14 protein-coding genes and 2 pseudogenes are annotated in these 19159 nt (G+C 40.3%); 9 read left to right on the top strand and 7 right to left on the bottom strand.

Translation table 11 applies throughout. From position 1 onward, the window contains the following. The first annotated feature begins 322 nt into the window (after positions 1-322). From V7K40_RS02070 to V7K40_RS02060, 3 genes and pseudogenes are all read left to right on the top strand, one after another. Positions 323-1399: an IS701 family transposase gene (locus V7K40_RS02070; RefSeq protein WP_334956264.1), complete on the top strand. Its 1077-nt coding sequence runs from the start codon at positions 323-325 to the stop codon at positions 1397-1399. 448 nt (positions 1400-1847) lie between these two features. Next, the gene (locus V7K40_RS02065; protein ID WP_334956262.1) at positions 1848-2156 is read left to right on the top strand and encodes a hypothetical protein; all 309 of its coding nucleotides are present in this window, start codon (positions 1848-1850) and stop codon (positions 2154-2156) included. Positions 2157-2424: 268 nt separating this feature from the next. After that, positions 2425-2568: pseudogene (locus V7K40_RS02060) on the top strand (transposase); the annotation flags it as partial. Positions 2569-2871: 303 nt separating this feature from the next. Here V7K40_RS02060 and V7K40_RS02055 read toward each other — a convergent pair. Then, a pseudogene (locus tag V7K40_RS02055) lies at positions 2872-3773 on the bottom strand (IS630 family transposase). 498 nt (positions 3774-4271) lie between these two features. On the opposite strand from V7K40_RS02055, the gene V7K40_RS02050 reads away from it, so the two are divergent. Continuing rightward, positions 4272-4439 carry a CopG family transcriptional regulator gene (locus V7K40_RS02050; RefSeq protein ID WP_334797488.1) on the top strand — a complete coding sequence of 56 codons (168 nt, stop codon included), beginning with the start codon at positions 4272-4274 and terminating at the stop codon, positions 4437-4439. A gap of 737 nt (positions 4440-5176) precedes the next feature. On the opposite strand, the gene V7K40_RS02045 is transcribed toward V7K40_RS02050, so the two are convergent. The 3 genes from V7K40_RS02045 to V7K40_RS02035 all read right to left on the bottom strand — a co-directional run bounded on the left by V7K40_RS02045 (position 5177) and on the right by V7K40_RS02035 (position 6600). After that, complete coding sequence (locus tag V7K40_RS02045; protein ID WP_334956260.1) at positions 5177-5383, bottom strand: hypothetical protein; 207 nt, start codon at positions 5381-5383, stop codon at positions 5177-5179. Between the two features lie 590 nt (positions 5384-5973). Further along, positions 5974-6165 carry a 30S ribosomal protein S21 gene (gene rpsU, locus V7K40_RS02040; protein ID WP_323199850.1) on the bottom strand — a complete coding sequence of 64 codons (192 nt, stop codon included), beginning with the start codon at positions 6163-6165 and terminating at the stop codon, positions 5974-5976. Positions 6166-6285: 120 nt separating this feature from the next. Further along, a complete protein-coding gene (locus tag V7K40_RS02035; protein ID WP_334956256.1) occupies positions 6286-6600 on the bottom strand; it encodes an RNA-binding protein in 315 nt (104 codons plus the stop codon). 520 nt (positions 6601-7120) lie between these two features. Here V7K40_RS02035 and V7K40_RS02030 point away from each other — a divergent pair. After that, positions 7121-8515 (top strand): TldD/PmbA family protein, encoded by a 1395-nt coding sequence (locus V7K40_RS02030; RefSeq protein WP_334956254.1) that lies wholly within the window; start codon positions 7121-7123, stop codon positions 8513-8515. 266 nt (positions 8516-8781) lie between these two features. Here the strand turns inward: V7K40_RS02030 and V7K40_RS02025 are convergent, their stop codons facing one another. Beyond that, positions 8782-9672 carry a hypothetical protein gene (locus tag V7K40_RS02025; RefSeq protein ID WP_334956252.1) on the bottom strand — a complete coding sequence of 297 codons (891 nt, stop codon included), beginning with the start codon at positions 9670-9672 and terminating at the stop codon, positions 8782-8784. Positions 9673-9952: 280 nt separating this feature from the next. On the opposite strand from V7K40_RS02025, the gene V7K40_RS02020 reads away from it, so the two are divergent. The 3 genes from V7K40_RS02020 (at position 9953) to V7K40_RS02010 (ending at position 13597) form a co-directional block, all read left to right on the top strand. Continuing rightward, on the top strand, positions 9953-10483 hold the full coding sequence (locus V7K40_RS02020; protein ID WP_334956250.1) for a pentapeptide repeat-containing protein: 531 nt from the start codon (positions 9953-9955) through the stop codon (positions 10481-10483). A 691-nt stretch (positions 10484-11174) separates the two neighbouring features. Then, on the top strand, positions 11175-12719 hold the full coding sequence (locus tag V7K40_RS02015; RefSeq protein ID WP_334956248.1) for a DUF1565 domain-containing protein: 1545 nt from the start codon (positions 11175-11177) through the stop codon (positions 12717-12719). A 116-nt stretch (positions 12720-12835) separates the two neighbouring features. Next, complete coding sequence (locus V7K40_RS02010; RefSeq protein ID WP_334956246.1) at positions 12836-13597, top strand: hypothetical protein; 762 nt, start codon at positions 12836-12838, stop codon at positions 13595-13597. A gap of 17 nt (positions 13598-13614) precedes the next feature. Here V7K40_RS02010 and V7K40_RS02005 read toward each other — a convergent pair whose 3' ends face one another. Beyond that, a complete protein-coding gene (locus tag V7K40_RS02005; RefSeq protein WP_334956244.1) occupies positions 13615-15726 on the bottom strand; it encodes a tetratricopeptide repeat protein in 2112 nt (703 codons plus the stop codon). Between the two features lie 645 nt (positions 15727-16371). On the opposite strand from V7K40_RS02005, the gene V7K40_RS02000 reads away from it, so the two are divergent. Next, positions 16372-16632, top strand: coding sequence for a hypothetical protein (locus tag V7K40_RS02000; protein ID WP_334956242.1), 261 nt, complete (start codon positions 16372-16374; stop codon positions 16630-16632). 646 nt (positions 16633-17278) lie between these two features. Here V7K40_RS02000 and V7K40_RS01995 read toward each other — a convergent pair. Next, a complete protein-coding gene (locus V7K40_RS01995) occupies positions 17279-19060 on the bottom strand; it encodes a DUF262 domain-containing protein (RefSeq protein ID WP_334956240.1) in 1782 nt (593 codons plus the stop codon). Positions 19061-19159: the final 99 nt, after the last annotated feature.

Here is a 19159-nt window from a genome sequence, read left to right as displayed (position 1 = left end):
AGTTTAGGGGTAGCCCTACGCAAAAATAGCTCGATGCCAGGTTTAATAATCTAACCAAAGCCTCCCGATGACCATTCGGGCAGGCTTTTGTTTTTGCAGGAAGGTACTGTTAAAAAGTTCGATGCTCATCGTCATCCCTCTTTTGTTACTACGGGGAAAGTATAATCAGGAAGAAAACCAGAAACAGTAAGTAATAGGGATGGTTACGCCGCGTAGACAGGCACTAAGCACAGTTGCCTTCATAGATAACTATTGTCAACACTATTATTCGTTATTTGAGGATGTGAGACATTTTGAAGCATTCAAGTTTTTACACTTGGGAATGCTATCAAAAATCCCACAGAAATCTCTGCCGGAGATAGCCAAAACAGCAGGACTCAAAGACGGTCAGTCACTACATCATTTTTTGAGAGATGCACAGTGGGATGTCAAGGCGGTGCAAGAAATGAGGTTATGGCTAACGAAAATGTTTATTGGAGAAAGAGAAATAATTTTGTGTATTGACGAAACAGGAGACAAGAAAAAGGGGAAATCTACAGACTATGTAACTCGTCAGTATATAGGGAATTTAGGCAAAACCGAGAATGGAATAGTCTCAGTTAATGCTTATGGTGTAGTAGATGGGATTACTTATCCATTAATTTTTCAAATTTTTAAACTGAAAAATCGACTGCAATCAGGAGATAAATATAAAACGAAACCACAAATAGCGGTGGAAATAATTCAAGAGATACAAGAGATGGGTTTTAAAATCAAGTTGGTATTGGCAGATAGCCTTTATGGAGAGAGTGGAGATGTCATCAGGGTATTAGAAAAATTAAACCTAGAATTTATCGTGGCAATTCGTTCCAATCATGGTGTGTTGATGCCAGCCGGAAGCCGGAAGCGTTATAACAGATGGAAAGCATATCAGCAAAAGCTTTCACATCGTCAAACAGAAACTCGCTACAAGAGAGAAATCATCTTTGGTCAACGTCGTCGCTTGAGATATTACCAAATCAGTAAAAGTAATCTTCCTGACCCTACAGGAGACGAAAGCTGGTACGTTATGACTAATTTATCTGTTGACTTTCAACTCAATGTTGCTCAACTTTATAGTTTGAGAAACTGGATTGAATATGGCTTTAAACAAGTCAAAAATGAACTCGGCTGGGCTGATTTTCGCCTGACAGACTATGAAAGTATTGAGCGCTGGTGGGAAATAATTTTTAGTGCTTATCTTTTAGTCAGCATTCAGGCGACTTATTTCCAATTAGAAGCTGAGAAGGTGATAGCTGAAAATCTTCCAAATTCTAGCCCTGATTCCTCTTCATTCATCAATGCATCAACTACTCAATTTAGCCAACATCGGGAGTGGGAAGTAGGTATGACATGGAAAAGTGAAAAGTTCCCTGAATAACTTGAGACTAATTATTCAGCCTTATATCTTTTACCATTTGCTGTTACCTTGGTTAGATGTATTCAACATTCCTGGGATGAGACGCTGTTTCCTTAAGTTAATTGAATTGATGAATGGTTTTCGAGCTTCTCCGATTCCTTTCTCCATTGCTAGTTAATCTTCTCTCTATTTTTCTTTCCCTAAAGTAACAAAAGAGGGGTCATACCAATTCACTAAAACTGTGATACAGATAAAGAAGGAATAAATATCAACGAGCAAAGATGGCTGGAGTCACTAAAGTAGAAATATATGAGTCAGCAGAGGAATTACAGGAGCTGCTGAGAAAACAAAAAATAGTATCAAATCGTGAACGGATTCAAGCGTTGTATTTAGTGAAAATAGGTTAGGTAAAAACAATACAGGATGTAGCAGTGGTGGTAGGGAGACTTGGGTAAGGGTACAAAGATGGTTGAAGGACTATACCGAATCAGGAATAAAAGGTTTATTGTTAAGGAAAAAGAGTCCAGCAAGACCGCCAATCATTAACTTACAAGCAAGAAAGCAGCTAGAGAGAGAACTTCAACAGCCACAAGGATTTAAAAGTTATGAAAAAATACGAACCTGGTTAAAAGCAGTGGAAGGGATAGAAGCATCGTATAAAGTAGTACACGACATGCGCTATCAAATGAAAGCGAAGCTAAAAGTACCGCCAGCAGTAGGTGTCAAATACGATAGTGAAGCAGAATTGGAATTTAAAAAAAACTGCCACAATACCTAGAAGTAATTAAAAAATACATCATAGCACCAGTCGATAAACAAAAAAAATTAGATATTGGTGTGGAGACGAAAGCCATGTGGGGTTGAAGACTGAAGCTGGGAGATTAATTACCAGAAAAGGAGTCAAGCCCATCGGCATTATCCAATGAAAGCGGGATAATTTTTATTTATATGGATTCGTAGAACCATTAACTGGAGAGCATTTTATTTGGGAATTCTCTCATTTAAATACAGATTGTTTCAAGATTTTTTAAGAAAAATTCTCAAAGACTTATTCTCAAGATATACATGTTCTTCAGTTAGATAATGGATCTTTTCATTTTAGTCAGCATCTCAAACTACCAGAAAATATAGTTTTGTTATTTCAGCCTCCGCATACACCTCAACTTAATCCAATTGAAAGATTGTGGTAGGAGGTTAAAAGGCATTTAACTTGGGAAAGCTTCTCAACTTTAGATGAATTAAGAGAATTTATTTGGAAGCGATTGGAACAATTAAACACATCAATAGTTGCTTCTATTACAGGTTGGGATTTTATTCTTGATGCTTTATTTGTATCAGGCTTTTCGTTAAATTGTATCAGCAGTCGGGTCAGACACCCTTTGTCTTTTCAATGGCAAGTGTCAAGCGACGGGCACTTAATGACCATTTACTCGACACCTTTATTTCAATGTTAGGACTCTCGCCGACTGTAATTATAGCAGGCGCCAAGGCAGTTAGGACGCTAGACGTAGGACATACTCCATCGCATCGCGTAGACACTCAAACTGGTCAAGTTGCTTACGAATCCGACTTTTGAGCCAAGACCAACATCGCTCAATCTTATTGAAGTCCGGTGAATAAGCAGGTAGGTATAACAACTCACAGGCGGCTTCGTGAATTAGTTGCTCAATGCGACCCCCTTTATGAAACGTGGCATTATCTATGACCACTACCTGCTCCGGTTTCAGTAGAGGAATTAAGCTCTCCTTCCAACCAAATCTCAAAAACAGTCCGATTGCAGGAGCCAACGACAGTAAAGGGAGCCATCAGTTGTCCAATACATTGAGCCGCAATCATATTTACTCGCCCCTGCTTTCGTCCTGACTTCAAGGCATGAAACCTTTGTCCTCTTTCATTCCAGCCATAAGCGTAGTCTTCCCGATTGTCCATGCCTGCTTCATCCACATAAACAATCACTTCTTCCTCATGGGTTGCCAATTGCTCTGGGAATATCTGCCGTTTCACCTCATCTCGTTCTTGGTAGCCGTAGGTCTTTTTTTTCGCGTGAACCCAATTTTCTTCAACCCTCGTGAGATTGTGCGTTAGCGTAGCTCGCCGTAGGCATCGCTGATGTCGCCCTCCCACAGTTGAGCCATTTTCTACCTGGGTTTTATCACCATGAGATTTAGCAAAAGCCCGAAATTCATCCCAGTCTGTGATTTTGTGGTTGTTTCCAGGCGGGTGGTTGGGCAACGAACGGCAGAACATCTCCGGTTTCAGCTTTGCGCTGCAACCATAGGTTGATCGTGTTGCGGCTGATGTTGAACAGTTCACTGGCTTCGCTTTTCTTGAGTCCATCTAACTCGATAGCTTGGAGTACTTTCTGACGGAAGTCGTAACTGTATGGTTTAGGCATAAGTAGATCAGACGATAGCAGGTCACGATAACATCTTTAGTCTACGTCCTAACCGCCTTATCGGTTGCTATAAATCCCATCCTAACTACCAAAACCTACGGTCTTATGGCGTTATTGCCGCCTAATTTTGTCCGGAGTATTGTTAAAAGAAGATTGATTAACATTATTCTGGTTGCCACGACCAATCGAATGACTTATTAGTGACTTGGCTCACTAAATCATCTTAATTCTTTAAAATTCGACAACAGTATGTGAGAATACTTATTTTGTGTTTACTTACTTTAATATTACTTTTACATTATATTTATAATTACTGCTTTAAAAGTAGCTAAACTTCATTCTTGAGAATATACCCTACCTCTTCACTATTGCTTAGAAAAACATAATATCCTGCTTCATAATTACTTAAATAAAATGTCATTAATTATACCATTGTAGTAGCAGCTTAAAAGATTGATATTAGAGAAGTAGTTTAAAAATATAGCTTGTCTGTCTACTATTATGAATAAAAAATGGGCTGCTAAACGACTTACAATCAATCTCACATCAAGCGAGGCACAGAAGCTTGAACAATACTGTTCAATGACGGGCAGACCAGCAACCGATGTGATTCGGGAGTTAATCCGTTCTCTTTCTACTCAAGAGGAAAAAGTCCCCCAAACTTAGGAAATCATACTAAACAAAAAATGAAACCATGACAAGCACATCTAAATTTGTAAGTGAAATATAGTGTTTCATAGTTATCAGTTATTTTCTTGCAAACACGCGCTATAGGTAGCAACTGAACACAACCCAAATGTGATTCTGCTCATTTAGCCATGTCCAATATGGATGGTTTTGAGCTAATAGTTCACCTACAAGCAAATCCCCAAACCCCTTCTGTTCTCATTTATGACTAGCCCTTTCAAGGTGTGTTATTTTCCTGTTTTTTCTGGTTTAGAATCTTATAAGTTTAGACATGAGGTCGATTCTTGGGGTAAGTCCTCTTTGGCTGAGGTTTTTTGGGTCTGGCGGATGACGAGGAAAAGCTCTGAGCTTGATAAGACCTGCCAGATGTTGAGGGTTTGCGATAATTTTGTGAAGGTGATGTTCTGAAAAACACACCACTATCAGGGGGAATCGCAATCATCATCCCCCTGTAAGAAACCATTTATAAAGTAAATCAAAAGTTAGGGTGCGTTAGGCTAAAGCCTAATGCACCATTTTGTATAGCAATGCGTTAGGGGCTTTGATATATTTTTTGTGATAAAGGATATCGAAATATGTGCCTAACACAACGCCAGTTGCTTCTCCTAAGGGAGACGCTGCGCGTAGCTTGCTTCCCCGTATGGGTACAAGCTGGGGAACCCGTCCAACGCACTAGCTCCCCTATAGTAATTTGATTTTTACTTTATAAATGACCTCTAAGTAGCCTTGATTTCATCAGCTAAATAATAGCTGAAAATTTCGGCTTCTATCTTCTCGGTTGCATAAACACTTCTTAAAGCTGCCCTAACCGCAGACAGTGGGTTATAGGCAACTAAAGCGATACAGAATGTAAACAAGGCAGCCTTTGGGTAACCTAAGGTATTAATCTGGCAGCAGAGATTTTCTCTGAGGACTTGAAACAAGGTTTCAAAAACCCCATCAGTGATAGGTTAAGATCATTAACAATTTGTCAATAAGCAATAGTGCTTAAAATTATGTTGAAATCCGGGTAGAAAACACAATTTTAAAGCTGGCTATCCCGTTCACGGAGCGTCTCGTAGAGAAGACGGGCTACGCCTACGCGTCATATTTAAAAGCATCATTTACCCTTACCCGAAAAAATCAGTACAAAGCTTAATTTGATCCGTCATCAAGTAGTTAATTTATCGCCTAATTACTATTGACAAGATTGATTTTGTCTTAACCTCTCACGAATAGACAGACCCTTCAAAAGTCTTGTTGACCACTAAGGGAATCCCAAAAATAAATTCTTCAGCCAAATCTAGTAAAGTCAGCGTAGTGATCGCCACCCTGGAAGTAACGATAACAGGTTTTTGTCAGATGGGGAACACACCGTTATTTACATTGCCCATCCCATAATCAGTAATAGTAATGGCTTTGCCAAAACCTACCCTTTAAATTTACATACAGGAGTAGAGCGATTGCCTCTTCGAGAGCTAAGAATCTAATCAAAGAGTGCGTTAGCGTAGCTTACTGTAGGTATCGCTTGTTCTCAATTGCGATGGAAATTCCTCTTACGTTGCTTGTGCCTTGCGACTTCTTTGCGCTTGTGTTTTTCCAAAGGTGTTTCAAAGTGACGATGCTTTCTCATGTCTGGAAAAATACCTGCTTTAGAAACTTCCCTCTTAAATCGACGTAAGGCTGACTCAATTCCTTCATTTTCGCCCACAAATACTTGGGTCATTTTCATCTCCTACTTAATTGGTACTGGGCAATTTTAAGCCATCCAGTAGACCGGAGCGCAAAAAGGGCAGATAATGATTCTGCCCTTAAAACATTAAAACTGAATTTTTTATCTTAAAGCTTAGTAGCGTCCTCGAGAGTATCCTCCACCGCCGCTGCCGCGACGGTCACCACCAAAGGAACCACCTCTATCTTCCTTGGGTTTAGCCTTATTCACTTTGAGGTCGCGTCCCATCCACTCAGCACCATCAAGAGCTTCAATGGCAGCTGTTTCTTCAGCTTCTGTACCCATCTCTACGAAAGCAAAGCCGCGAGGGCGTCCAGTTTCACGGTCAGTAGGTAACTGAACCCGTTTTACAGAACCATGTTCGGCAAAAACAGAAGTGAGGTCTTCTTGTGTGACCTCGTAGGATAGATTACCTACATAAATTGACATGCATTATCTCCAAAATCATAGGTGTGTAGAGATTTAGATTTCGGAGACAAGCTTGTTAAGACCAAAAGGGAAAAGCCTGTCAATACTAAAAACAAACACTGTAACCGAATTTTATTCTCACCTAATTACCTTAGCACATCATTGAGTTCTTACCCACCGTAAAAAAGGAAGTATTAAGAGTCAGCGATCGCCTGATGCCTTCTCAAAGGATGTTTTAAAAGTCCTCTAATTACTAGCAAATTTAATCACCTGATTTTATTGATTTATACGCTTGTAAATCAGAGCCTTTTAGGAAGTGAAACAGCCCTGCTTTTTAAGGGGAGCCAGTCGCTCAGAGGGGTCTGCCCAAGTGGAGCGACTGGCATGGGTTAGGGAAGATCAATAAGTACCTAAAATCACACCCAAACACTTCTCAAACATCTTCTAAGTCATGGATTCATGGGCAACTCCGACATTGAGTAGCAGAAATTCCCCAAATAATTGCAAAATAAATGCAGTTCGTCATTGTTACTACCTGGAAATGCCGACTACACTTGCTGACGCACGAAATGTGCTTTCTGACCTCATCCCTCGCTACTCAAAGCGTGTAGATTATCTGATGATTCGCCTTGAAGAAGCAGAAGGGACTGATATCTTGTTGCGTGGCGACAAGGTAGAAACCCTCAGTGAAGGCATTTCAATTGGTGGACATATTCGCGCTTGTTATAAAGGTGGATGGGGGTTGAGCTGCTTTAACGAGCTGGCAACAATTCAGGATCGGATAGAAGAAGCGATCGCTGCTGCGCGGATGGTTGGTGATGAAGAAACTTTACTTGCACCCATTGACCCGGTGCAAGCAGTATGCATTCTACCCCTAAAAGGCACTGATCCCCGAAAAATCCCACTCTCTAAGAAAAAACAATTGTGTGATCGCTATGCCCAATTGCTCAAAGGCGTTGATCACCGGATTACCACTACCTCGGTGCGCTATGGAGACAGTGCCCAAAAAGTGATCATTGCTACTTCGGAAGGCACTTTAATCGAGCAATCTTGGGTGGATATGGAAATGCGCTTTGCTGCCACCGCCAGAAATGGCGAAACCGTACAAACTGGACGGGAAACTACTGGTTCTCGCAAAGCTTACGAAGATTTAACTGATTTGGATGAACAGGTCAAAAGTGCCGCCCAAAGAGCGATCGCAGCTTTATCTCTGCCATCGGCGAAAGGCAATACCTACACCGTCGTTATTGACCCAATTCTTACCGGCTTGTTTGTCCACGAAGCCTTCGGACATCTTTCTGAGGCTGATATGGCTTACGAAAACCCTGATTTGTTAGAAGTCATGACCATTGGACGGCGGTTTGGGCCAGAAGAACTCCAAATTTTTGATGGTGCTGCTTCAGAGGGACATCGCGGTAGCTATTTTTACGACGATGAAGGCACGCCTGCTACTACTACTCAACTAATTAAAGATGGAGTTTTAGTTGGACGTTTACATTCTCGTGAAACCGCTGGCAAATTGGAGGAAGCGCCTACGGGTAACGCCCGCTGTCTCAACTATCACTTTACGCCCATTGTGCGGATGACAAATACCTGGATTGAACGGGGTAAAACACCAGTCAAAGACTTATTCACCGATATCAAAGAAGGAGTGTATGCCCGTAATTGGTTGGGTGGGATGACGAATGGTGAAATGTTCACCTTTAGTGCTGGGGAAGCGTGGATGATTAGGAACGGTAAAATTGCTGAACCTGTGCGGGACGTAACGCTTTCGGGAAATGTATTCCAAACTTTAGCGGATATTGAGGCAATTGGTGATGATTTTTACTGGGATGAATCCGGCGGTTGTGGTAAAGGAGGGCAAAACGGCTTGTCAGTGGGTTGTGGTGGCCCTAGTCTCCGAATTCGAGATGTAGTGGTTGGTGGGGAAACCTGAACTACCCGCCCTATACCCGGTACTCAGGGTTAACTCAGGTTTCTAGTACAGTGCGGCGTCAGTTTACCTACCTTTAACAAGGGGATTTTGCCCCAAGTCTTGTTAATTGAGATGGTAGCTGGATTCTTGCCATACTGTACTAGTACAGTGCGGCGTCAGTTTGCCTACCTTTAACAAGGGGATTTTGCCCCAAGTCTTGTTAATTGAGGTGGTGGCTGGATTTTGCCGTACTATACTAGTCTCACGGGGGAATGCCTCAATTCAAATCAATTTGCTAGCCAGAAAGCGACGTTACGCACATAGGTTTTGATATCTTCTAAGGCACGTGGCTCTTTTTTGATGCCATCTCCTGGTGGCTCATCTACAAAAGTGGGACAGCCTTGGTTGATATTCCAGTTGTAATCTACTAAATGATGGAAACTGGAGTTAGCTACTGCTCGTCCTAGTCTATTTCCCTGTTCATCTTGATGATGTTCGATCGCTACAACCAAATTGAAGTTACGATCTGTAACTAAACTTTTACCCAGAGCAATTACCCGCGCGTTTGCATTGCCCAAAGACACGCCAATTCCACCTTCATGGGGATGTGTTGGGAAAAAATTAATACTTCCCGTAGGTGAATTGGGATTTTTTAAAAGTTCGTGAATGGGTTCAACAATGGTAATTTTTTGATAATCGCCGTTAGCTCCCGAATGATAGTTAGGCCAGGAAATATAAGTTGTGTATGAGTCATCTCGGCTCCTGCGAGATTCGTCGGGATCGGGATTTTTTGTGTTGAAATAGTGAACATCACCAATGTCAACTAAACCACACATCGAACAGCCCATATCTTGATGATCGCGTGTTGCTAGAATACCGCCGCCGCGTTGCCGAAAAGCATTAATTCCGGCAATGTCTTTTTCGGTTAAACCCTTATCCACTTCTAAGCCAAATAGCCAAAGTTCATCAAAATCTGATTTGTCGAGACTACTTAAAACTGGATCACCACCTACTGCATCTGATTCGTAATCGCGTCCTGTAACTTCAAATAAGGAGTTTCCTGCTTCGTCTTGAATCGATGCTAAGTAATCTTGTAACATCGAGAAACGAAAAATGCTCCAGTCATCTTCAGTCGTAGGAATCGTAGTCTGCAAAAGAATACGAATTGGTTTTGCCATAACCTCTGCCAGATGAACACCACAATTGAGTATAGCGATCACTTTGCACTAATTTAAATTTTTAAATTCCTCAACATCCGTCCCAAGGATGAGAGTAACTCATAACTTTAGGTAGTAGCGCTAGTAGTTGAGGATAGCTAATTTAGATAAAAGTGATTGCGATATTGACTCTGGTTTGATTCACCATACCAATCCTTCGTGGCGCGTACTTAGGGATTTACTGCCTGTCTGGGTAACCTGGATAGCCTCAATTAAAAAGTTCCTTAGCACAGTGACAGATATGAAAGCAGATCAACTCCTGAAAAACTATCAAGCAGGTGTCAGAGACTTTACTGGTGTCAACTTGAGCGAGGCAAACTTAAGGGAAGCCGATCTCAGTGACATAATTTTAGATAAAGCAATTTTAGATGGAGCTAATCTGAGTCACGCTAATTTAGCCCAAGCCAGTTTGATTGAGGCAGACTTAAATGGAGCAGATTTGAGCAATGCTAACCTCACTGGTAGCAACTTAAGCGGAGCCATCTTAGATGGAGCTATCTTGGATGGAGCAGCAATGGAAGGAGCTAATTTGAGTCAGGCTGATTTGACAGTTGCTAAACTGATTGAAACTAACTTGAGTGACGCGGATTTACAGGAAGCAAGCTTGATGGCAGCGAATCTAGATGGAGCCGATTTGAGTGGTGCAGACTTAGGTGTAGCCGACTTGTCCCAGGCAAATCTCACCCAAGCAGATTTGAACCAGACAAATTTGAGCGGAGCAAATTTGGAGGGAGCCAATATAGAAGGAACCATCCTAGATGAAAATGTGTGACATCTCCCGCCGCTAAATCGCAGTACCGATTATAGCGGTGGGATATCAGGCGAATTAGTCAAATCAGTCAACATTAACAGCAATTGCCCGGGATAATATCACCATACCATTTACTGATGACAGCCTAGTTTCCGGTTTTTGGTGATTACTTTTGGCACTGGCAAGAGAATCGCTGCGTAGCTAAGACAGCACCCTGAAAAATATATTTGGATGCGATCGCTCTCAGAACTCGGAACTTTGAGCTTGGAACACCGAACATCGAGATCAGAACTCGGAACTTTGAGCTTGGAACTCGGAACGCCGAGATCAGAACTCGGAACTTTGAGCTTGGAACTCGGAACGCCGAGATCAGAACTCGGAACTTTGAGCTTGGAACTCAGAACACCGAGATCAGAACTCAGAACTTCAAGCTTGGAACACCGAACGCCGAGATCATAACTCGGAACTTCAAGCTTGGAACACCGAACGCCGAGATCATAACTCGGAACGCCCAGATCATAACTCGAAACCTCCAGATCATAACTCTGAATGTTGCATGAGAGTGTATAACTTGTGTGTACACATTATCCGCTTGCAAGAACAAGTAACGTGGATATATTTTCTACACACAAGGATACTACTTTGAAAAAGTTTGCTACAAGTAGTGTTATTTACGATTGTCATAATTAAAACAACCGACTCTCAACTATCAATGGAGAACTTTACCCTCGTTGTCACACTCTATGTCAACCCTATGACAGGGAATGATACCAATACTGGTTCACGGTTGAGTCCATTTAAAAGCCTCACCCGGGCCTTAAAAGTAACCAAAATTTCCACGATAATTCATCTGGAGTCGGGGACTTACAGTGCTGCTAGTGGTGAGGTGTTCCCACTGGTTATCCCTGGAGAGGCGACAGTGGTAGGTAACGAAGCGAACAAAGGTGCAGGGATTGTAATTTCTGGGAGTGGGGAGTATCAAAGTCCCAGCTTTGGTATGCAAAATATCACGTTTCTCTTGCTAGATAATGCCAGTCTTTTAGGTGTAACTGTTACCAATCCCTCAGCAAAAGGTACTGGTATCTGGATTGAATCGGCTGCATCTACTTTAGCTAACAATACTTTGAGCGACTGTGGGCGGGAAGGTGTGTTTACCACTGGTACTGCCAAACCCACAATTTTAGATAACATATTTGTGCAAAATACTGCTAGTGGGTTAGTGATGGCAGGTCATAGCCAGGGAGAAGTACTGCGGAATGTATTTCAAAGAAACCCTTTAGGCATAGTAATTAGTGATTTTGCCGCTCCGGCGATCGCAAATAACAAATTATCAGAAAATCGCACAGCGATCGCACTTTCTCGCAACGCCCGCCCTGTGCTGCGTCAAAATCTCATTGTTAAAAATACCCAAGGTGGTCTATTAGTCAATGGCAATGCAATTCCTGACTTAGGTAATACCGAAGATCCTGCTGATAATATTTTTCGTGACCATAGTGAATTCGATTTATACAATGCCACTACACAAAAGCTGGTTTCAGTAGGTAATCAGTTGAATCCTCCTCTAGTCAAGGGCTTAGTCGAATTGCTTCCAGCGGATAGAGTAGCAATTAGCACCAGTTCCTCAGAGGCTCCGACTGAATCCCCATCTGAAAAACTCCCCGCACCTGTTCAACTGGATGAACATTGGGCAGAACCATTTATCCAGGCATTAGTGAGCATGGATTTAACTCATAGTTTCGCTGATGGTAGCTACCAGACAGATAAACCCATGACTCGCGCCCAGTACGCGGCTTTGGTGGCGATCGCCTTTAACCCATTTCCTAAAATCCCAGCACCTGATTTTACAGACGTACCCAAGGATTTTTGGGCTTATAGCGCAATCCAAATCGCGGCTAGCGGTGGCTTTGTTGGCGGATTTAGCGATCGCACTTTCCGCCCTGATCAAAATGTCCAGCGGCTACAAGTGATTGTCTCCCTAGTAAACGGACTGGGACTACCTTCTGCTGATAGCCATGCTTTAGAAGTTTACAGTGATCGTCATACCATTCCCGACTATGCCCGGACAGCCGTTGCCACTGCGACACAACGGGGAATAGTTGTCAACTATCCAGATCCGAAAGTACTTGCACCTTCACGTTCGGCAACACGCGCCGAAGTTGCAGCAATGGTTTATCAGGCATTAGTTGCCATTGGGCAAACACCTGCAATTAAATCTGTCTATGTAGGGTTGCATTCCAGAAGTTCACAAGTAGAATAGGAAACACTGCCTATCGGCTTAGTAACTCGTGAAAAAAATCATGTAGTTAAAAGCACGTTAGGGTAATATGCGATGGGTGACAAATTTTAGACCTATTGCCTAAAGCTAATAGCCCCATGTTAACAACACTTCCAGACACTTCTGCCAACTTGGCGATCGCTTTATTAATTAACTATAGTTTCGATCTCAGTGGGTATAGTGCCAGTGAGCTAGTTGAGCGTTGGCAAACGCAATATCCCCTTAATTGGCTACACCTGGCAGTGATTGAGGCACTATATCAAGGTCGTTATAAAGCGGTTTCCGTGCAGCAAATTTTAGTATTTTGGCAGCGCCGGGATCAGGCTACATATCATTTCAACATGGAATTTGAACGGATGATTTGTAGCAAATTTCCCCAAAGGTTAACCTCATCGCCTGCTCCAGCCCTACCACCAGCCAAGAAAAACCCTACTGTAGAGAAAGTCACGAGTCCTCAATTACCACCTGCTAAGATTGGCAACGGTTATCAACACAGCAATACTGCAACTCTACAACTGAAAAGTTACGAACAAAAGGCATCTTTGAGTGAAGAAGAGGGGAAGCAGGAAGATAGAGACAATAAAACCGTCCTAAAGTCTCCCCTTTCTGGGAAATTTGCCTCTTCGGCAACGCTTCAGCTATCATCTACTGTTAGCCAAAGGCAAATTTCACAAGAAAGTCCACCCTCCTCTCCATCACCATTCCATCATAAACGGGCAAAACTGCTACCACCTGCTGCTATTCATGCTCCAATCGGGCAATTTACCCCAGAAAAAAGCGATCGCTCTGAGTCTTTCACATCTAAACTCAAAGCGATGTCTGGCGAACCAAATCCGCCAATTGTGGGGAGTGGGGAGTAATTAATGTTTTTAAGTTTTTACTCTGCAACCAACTGCATAAAGCGCTGATCATCAGCAATGTCATCAAAATCTAGGTCAATTGCTGCGTCTTCTTTATACCTGGGATTAAGTTCAATTGCTTGTTGTAGAGTTAGCAGAGAGCGTTCAACTTGTCTTTGCAGTGCGTAACAGGCTGCTTTGTTGTAATAGGCACTAGCATAATCTGACTTAATTTCTAAAGCTTTGTTAAAACTAGCGATCGCTTCATCATCGCGTCCCAATCTCACCAAAGTATAACCATGTTTATCCCAGATATTGGGAGAATTGGGTTGGAATTCCAGCGCTTTATTAAAGGATACCATTGCCTCTTCGTATTGTTCCAATGCTACTAGTGAAAGACCGCGATTTAACCAAGCAACTGCATCGTCAGGCTTGATTTGTGTAGCTTTGTCAAATGAGGCAAAGGCTTGCTGATGCTGTTGTAAGTTACCAAAAGCAACGCCGCGATCGCACCAAGCTTGATGATAATCTGGTTGGAGTTTAATAGCTTGGTCATAAGATGCTATCGCATCTTGGTAGCGTTTTAATCTTCCGAGAGTTAGACCTCGTTTTAACCAAGCCACAGGTTCATCAGGTTGGATTTTAACCGTTTGGTTGTAAGCTGCGATCGCATCTTTATAACGCCTTTCAGAAAACAGCGCATCTCCCTGTTTTACATACTCATCAGCAGTGAATTCTGTTTCTTGTGGCTGTTCCTGTATTTCTTCCTCAACTTCAGAATTCACTGCCTCTGGAATGGATGCAGATGTCATCTCAACTTCAGAATTCACTGCCTCTGGAATGGATGCAGATGTCATCTCAACTAGTTCTTGAAGAATTAGATCCTTTCTTTGTTGGGCATCCAATTGTAACTCAGAAAGTTGAGAGACAAACTCAGTTTCTAATCTTTCTATCTTCTCCAAAATAAGAATCTTTTGTTTTTGAGCATTCGATTGTAATTCTGAGAATTGCGAAGTAAATTCCGAACCAGATTTTTCTAAATTTTCAATGATTAACTCTTTCCGCTTTTGAGCATCTACTTGTAATTCGGATAGTTGAGCAATAGACTGTGATTGTAATATTGCTAAACTCTCAATAATTTTATTTCTTTGCTCCTGAGCATCCGCCTGTAATTCAGATAATTGAGATTTAAATTGATTATCTAATTTTCCTAAATTATCAAACGTAATCTCTTTTTTGGTTTGAGCATCTACTTGTAATTCGGATAATTTAGAAGTAAATTCTGACTGCAATTTTGTTAAACTTTCAAAAGCTATATCTTTTTGCTTTTGAGCATCAGACTGCCATCCCGAAAGTTGAGATGTGAACTCAGACCTTGATATTTCTAAATCAGCAACGGCTAGTTGTTGTTGTTGCACCCCTAACTTTAAATTAGACAGTTCCTCTGTCATGACAGATGCTAATTTTCCTATATTTTGCAGTGCTATATCTCTTTTTTGTTGAGCATCAAACTCTAACTTAGATAGCTCAGAAGCAAAATTTGACTCTAAATTTACTATATTTTCTTGAGATTTTTTGAGTTCCGTTTCTAATCTACTTAATACCTGGGCTTTAGCTAAATCTAGTTCAGATGTCAGGGTAGATAAATTTTCTTGTTCGTTTTTAATTTTTTGTTGTAAATTAGCTGTTTCCTGTTCTAATTCATAATTTATTTTTTTAGCTTCTTGAATAATATTTTCAGCATCTTGCTTAACTGTGGTTAGCTGATTTTGTAATTTTTCCATTCCTTGTAGTTGTTGCATTGCTCTATCAACAATTTCGCGGATTACCACCCGTCGCAGGAGCCAAAATAAAACAATGATTGCGACTGGAAATAGACTTAATATAACTAGCCAGATATTGAGTAAGATAGTTGTACGGCTAAAAGCGCTCTTAAAATCAGATTGCACTTGCTGTTGAATTCGCTTTTCTGCTCGTAGTCGCACTAATTCTTCCCGTTCCTGATTTGATAACACCGGAGTAGGAGTTAGTGCTGGGGAGGGTGATGGTGCAGATTGTCCACTGACAATTCCAATGGATAACAGTAAGGGTAAAAAGACAATAGTACTTTTTACAATTAAAGCGAAAACAGCTTGATTTTTGCTCTTCATAACAACCATCTCAGTCTGTTGGTCAGTTTTTGAAGCGGCGTGCCTCTCTCCAATCTATAACAGAATTAAGTAGTGAAATGTTGTAGAGGCAGTGGGAAATGCTAAACCATCGTTAACTAATCTGCCCTCTCATCTGTCACTGTATGCGAAATTTCAGCGGTGGAGTGCAGTCTAATGCCTACTCACTTACCGAACTAGGTTTGACTTTGTTCCTACAGATGGCAGAGTAATAAAGTTCAGTTAAGAAAGATTGTGGGTTAGATTGAATGTAGACAAAGGAGGCGGCTTAAGGCAGGGTAGTCAAACCCAACAAATGCCCCAAAATGTTCGGTTTCGTTCTTCAAACGCCACTTGTTTCTCTTTACAGCCCTTTGGGCATTCTACGGCAGACGTTAGCCTCTCCCTTTGGGAGAAGAAGAGACGCGCAAGGGACAAGTCAGAAAACCCGCTTGGGCACTGTGGCTTCCCAACCTACGCATATATTTTATCTGCCTCTAACCCAAGCGTATTGGATGGCAGAGTGAGTTAAGTTGGAAGCCCCACCTATACGCTAAGTGTCAGGTGTGGGTACTTCGCACTAACATTAGATTATCTAGGGTAAGCAGATTACTTGTCCTAAAATTAACTTAACAAAGGCGGTAGAAAATGAGTCGCATAAATCCTTACACACTGCAATTGCAGATTACTCGAATGTTTGAGCAAGGGCAATCATTTTTTGCCACAACCAAGGTACAGGAATGGTTGAAAGAACGCAAACACAATCCAGAAGATTATGACATTATTTTCCATAAAAAACCTGCGCCTCCTGGTTCAAAAGAAGTGATGGTAGTGGAAATTGAATTACGCCGCAAAGATGGACAACCTGTAGATCCTTGGTTGCAGGAACAAGCAAATCTTCATGTCTGATTTTAGCAACTAGCAATTTTCAATTTAAATTCATATTATCTTAACATAATTTACCAAAATAGAGCGTTCCCAATTGGGGAACGCTCTTTATTATCTTTGTATTGCTCATAAATACCTTTTAAAATTATAAAAATGAAATATCATCAGCATTGGGTTTTTGCATTTTAGGTTTACTTCGGAATTTTGATATCCATCTCTATGTCAGCCTACCTGAGCATTATTTCAACAGAAATATCACAATTTCCCTATTACGATACAATTTTGTATTTCCTTTTACTAGGAATTGCTGCTTACTTCGGTCATCTAGCATTAAACAAACGTCAAATTCAAATATCGAACCGCCAAGAGCGCCAAGAAAAGAAACAGAGAATGTCATAAATTATTTAGGACTGCTATATAGATAGCAAATTTTACTTCGTCCTCTGCACTTTTATCATTTCTGTGGTAGCTTGCAGTAATTCGCTACATGTGTGCGTTAATCAAAATCACCTAATCAGGTAAATCAAAAGGGTGAGGTACAATAAACATAAAATATACTAGCTTAAGGCTATAAATGGTTCCTTAGTACACCAATTTATAGCTTCAAAAATTAGGAAGTGGATGATGACTGTAAACCAAATTATTGGATATTCACCAAATCGCTTATTTAGGAATAGATATTATCTGTGCGATTGCCCATATCAAAAATATTAAATTCAATTCCGTCTAACTTCAGCCTCAAAGCCTCTAATAAGAGGTTTACCCTTTCTTCAATAAAAATGGTTATGGCGTCTTCAGGAAGTGCATTGGATCTTGACCATTCAAGAATAATCGTCGGTATAAGATGAGAGCGTAGCACTGCCTCTAAACCAGGCTCGTCATATTCTTTAAGATAATCTAATGGATTTTTATCGCTAATTTTCAAATTAGTTATTTGAGACAGATAGGCAATATTCATCAAGCTATCAGATTCTATTTGACTAGCAATGCCACTCTGTTTAATAAAGTTAACTGGAAATATATGGTGCAAGTTAGGCTTATCTGTTAGCAGATAATAAACATCAGACAAAACATCTTTATGCGGTTTTGCCCAATCCTGCGGCTTGTGGTTTGCATAAAGTGATAGTATTGCTCTGGATAAGCGACCTCTATAACTGTAGAAAGATTTTCTTATCAAATTCTTATCAATATCAAATTGGTTGAATGAGTAAGTAGTATTAGCCTTTTGTTGATTAAGAAAGTCTATATGTTGCCAGAGGTGAGTAGTATTTGTTAGTAAGTCTGCATTATGAAAACTATAATACCAAAAATACTTAGTTAAAAAACTATAATCTGGTTTATCATTACGATAAAAATATGCTGTGATAGTCAAATATAAATATCGGTAAGGAATTAATCTTGTACCCTTAATATGCAAAATATTATCAAAAAAATCAAAAGTTTTTACAACTGCTATTTTAAAATTAGACCATACAGCTTCAATATGCTCTGTTTTTAGCTCATTAAGATACTTATCAGTAATATTTTGTATCCCAGCATTGGGAAATGAAAGTTTTACTACTACAGCTAGCATCTGGAGCAATGTCCAATCATCAACATTCGCATATTGACTGCTAGCAATAGACTTTCTAAAATTATTAATTAATTCACGAAGGTAAAACCCAGGAATATTATTCTTTTTGTCCTCAATACGAAAAGTTTTAGCAACCACAATATCAAAGATATATAATGGTTTACCCGCTTGATTAATCCGCTCAAATATTTGGCAGACTTCCGCAACTTCAATACCTCGTAATTCAATGAAGGATATTCGATAATTATCCAAAACTTCTTTACACTTCGCTAACTGTTGTCTGTAGGGATGATCAAAGTCACCATAGCCACCTTTATGAAGATTTTTTTCAACATTGCCATAATCATTTTTAATATCTTCTAACTTAACAATCAGTTTTTCCTCATAACGTTCAGTTTTACTTTTATTTCCTTTATTTCGCCCTTTATTATCATCTATTTCATCCCAAAATAAAAATCTTTTGATATAACTTGTATCATCGGTTGCATCAGTAAATTCAATAGTCAAATCTACATATAGTGTCGGGTTAAACTTATTTTTGCAAGCAATTTTATCTCCATATATTGAGGTTAGAAGGGCAGTTGTCCTTTGTTGTCCATCTAAAATATATTGGTATTCGTTAGAAGAAAAATTATCAGCAAGCTCAATACCTCCTATTTCTCTATGACTTTCAAGCTTGGTGCTAGTTTTCCAAATTAAAATACTTCCTAATGGGTAAAATTTATAAATACTATCCCAGAGTTTTTTAACATTCTCTTTCTCCCAGACAATATCTCGCTGAAAAGTGGGAATTTGATACTTTCTAGCTAAGAGATTATCTAAATAGGTAGCAATAGCAGAATTAGTTGGCTGAATGCGATCAGTGTATGTAGACATTAAATTAACTTTACTTAACTTTTCGTAAATATTAAGATTAGTATGTGAATTTAACTGATTTTAGTAAAATTCCATACAAAGTTAACTGATATTTAATTA

The sequence above is a fragment of the Nostoc sp. genome (genome assembly GCF_036917195.1).
Lineage (GTDB): Bacteria > Cyanobacteriota > Cyanobacteriia > Cyanobacteriales > Nostocaceae > Nostoc.
The sequence above is the reverse complement of the archived record's forward strand: the minus strand, read 5'-3'. Positions and strand labels throughout refer to the sequence as shown.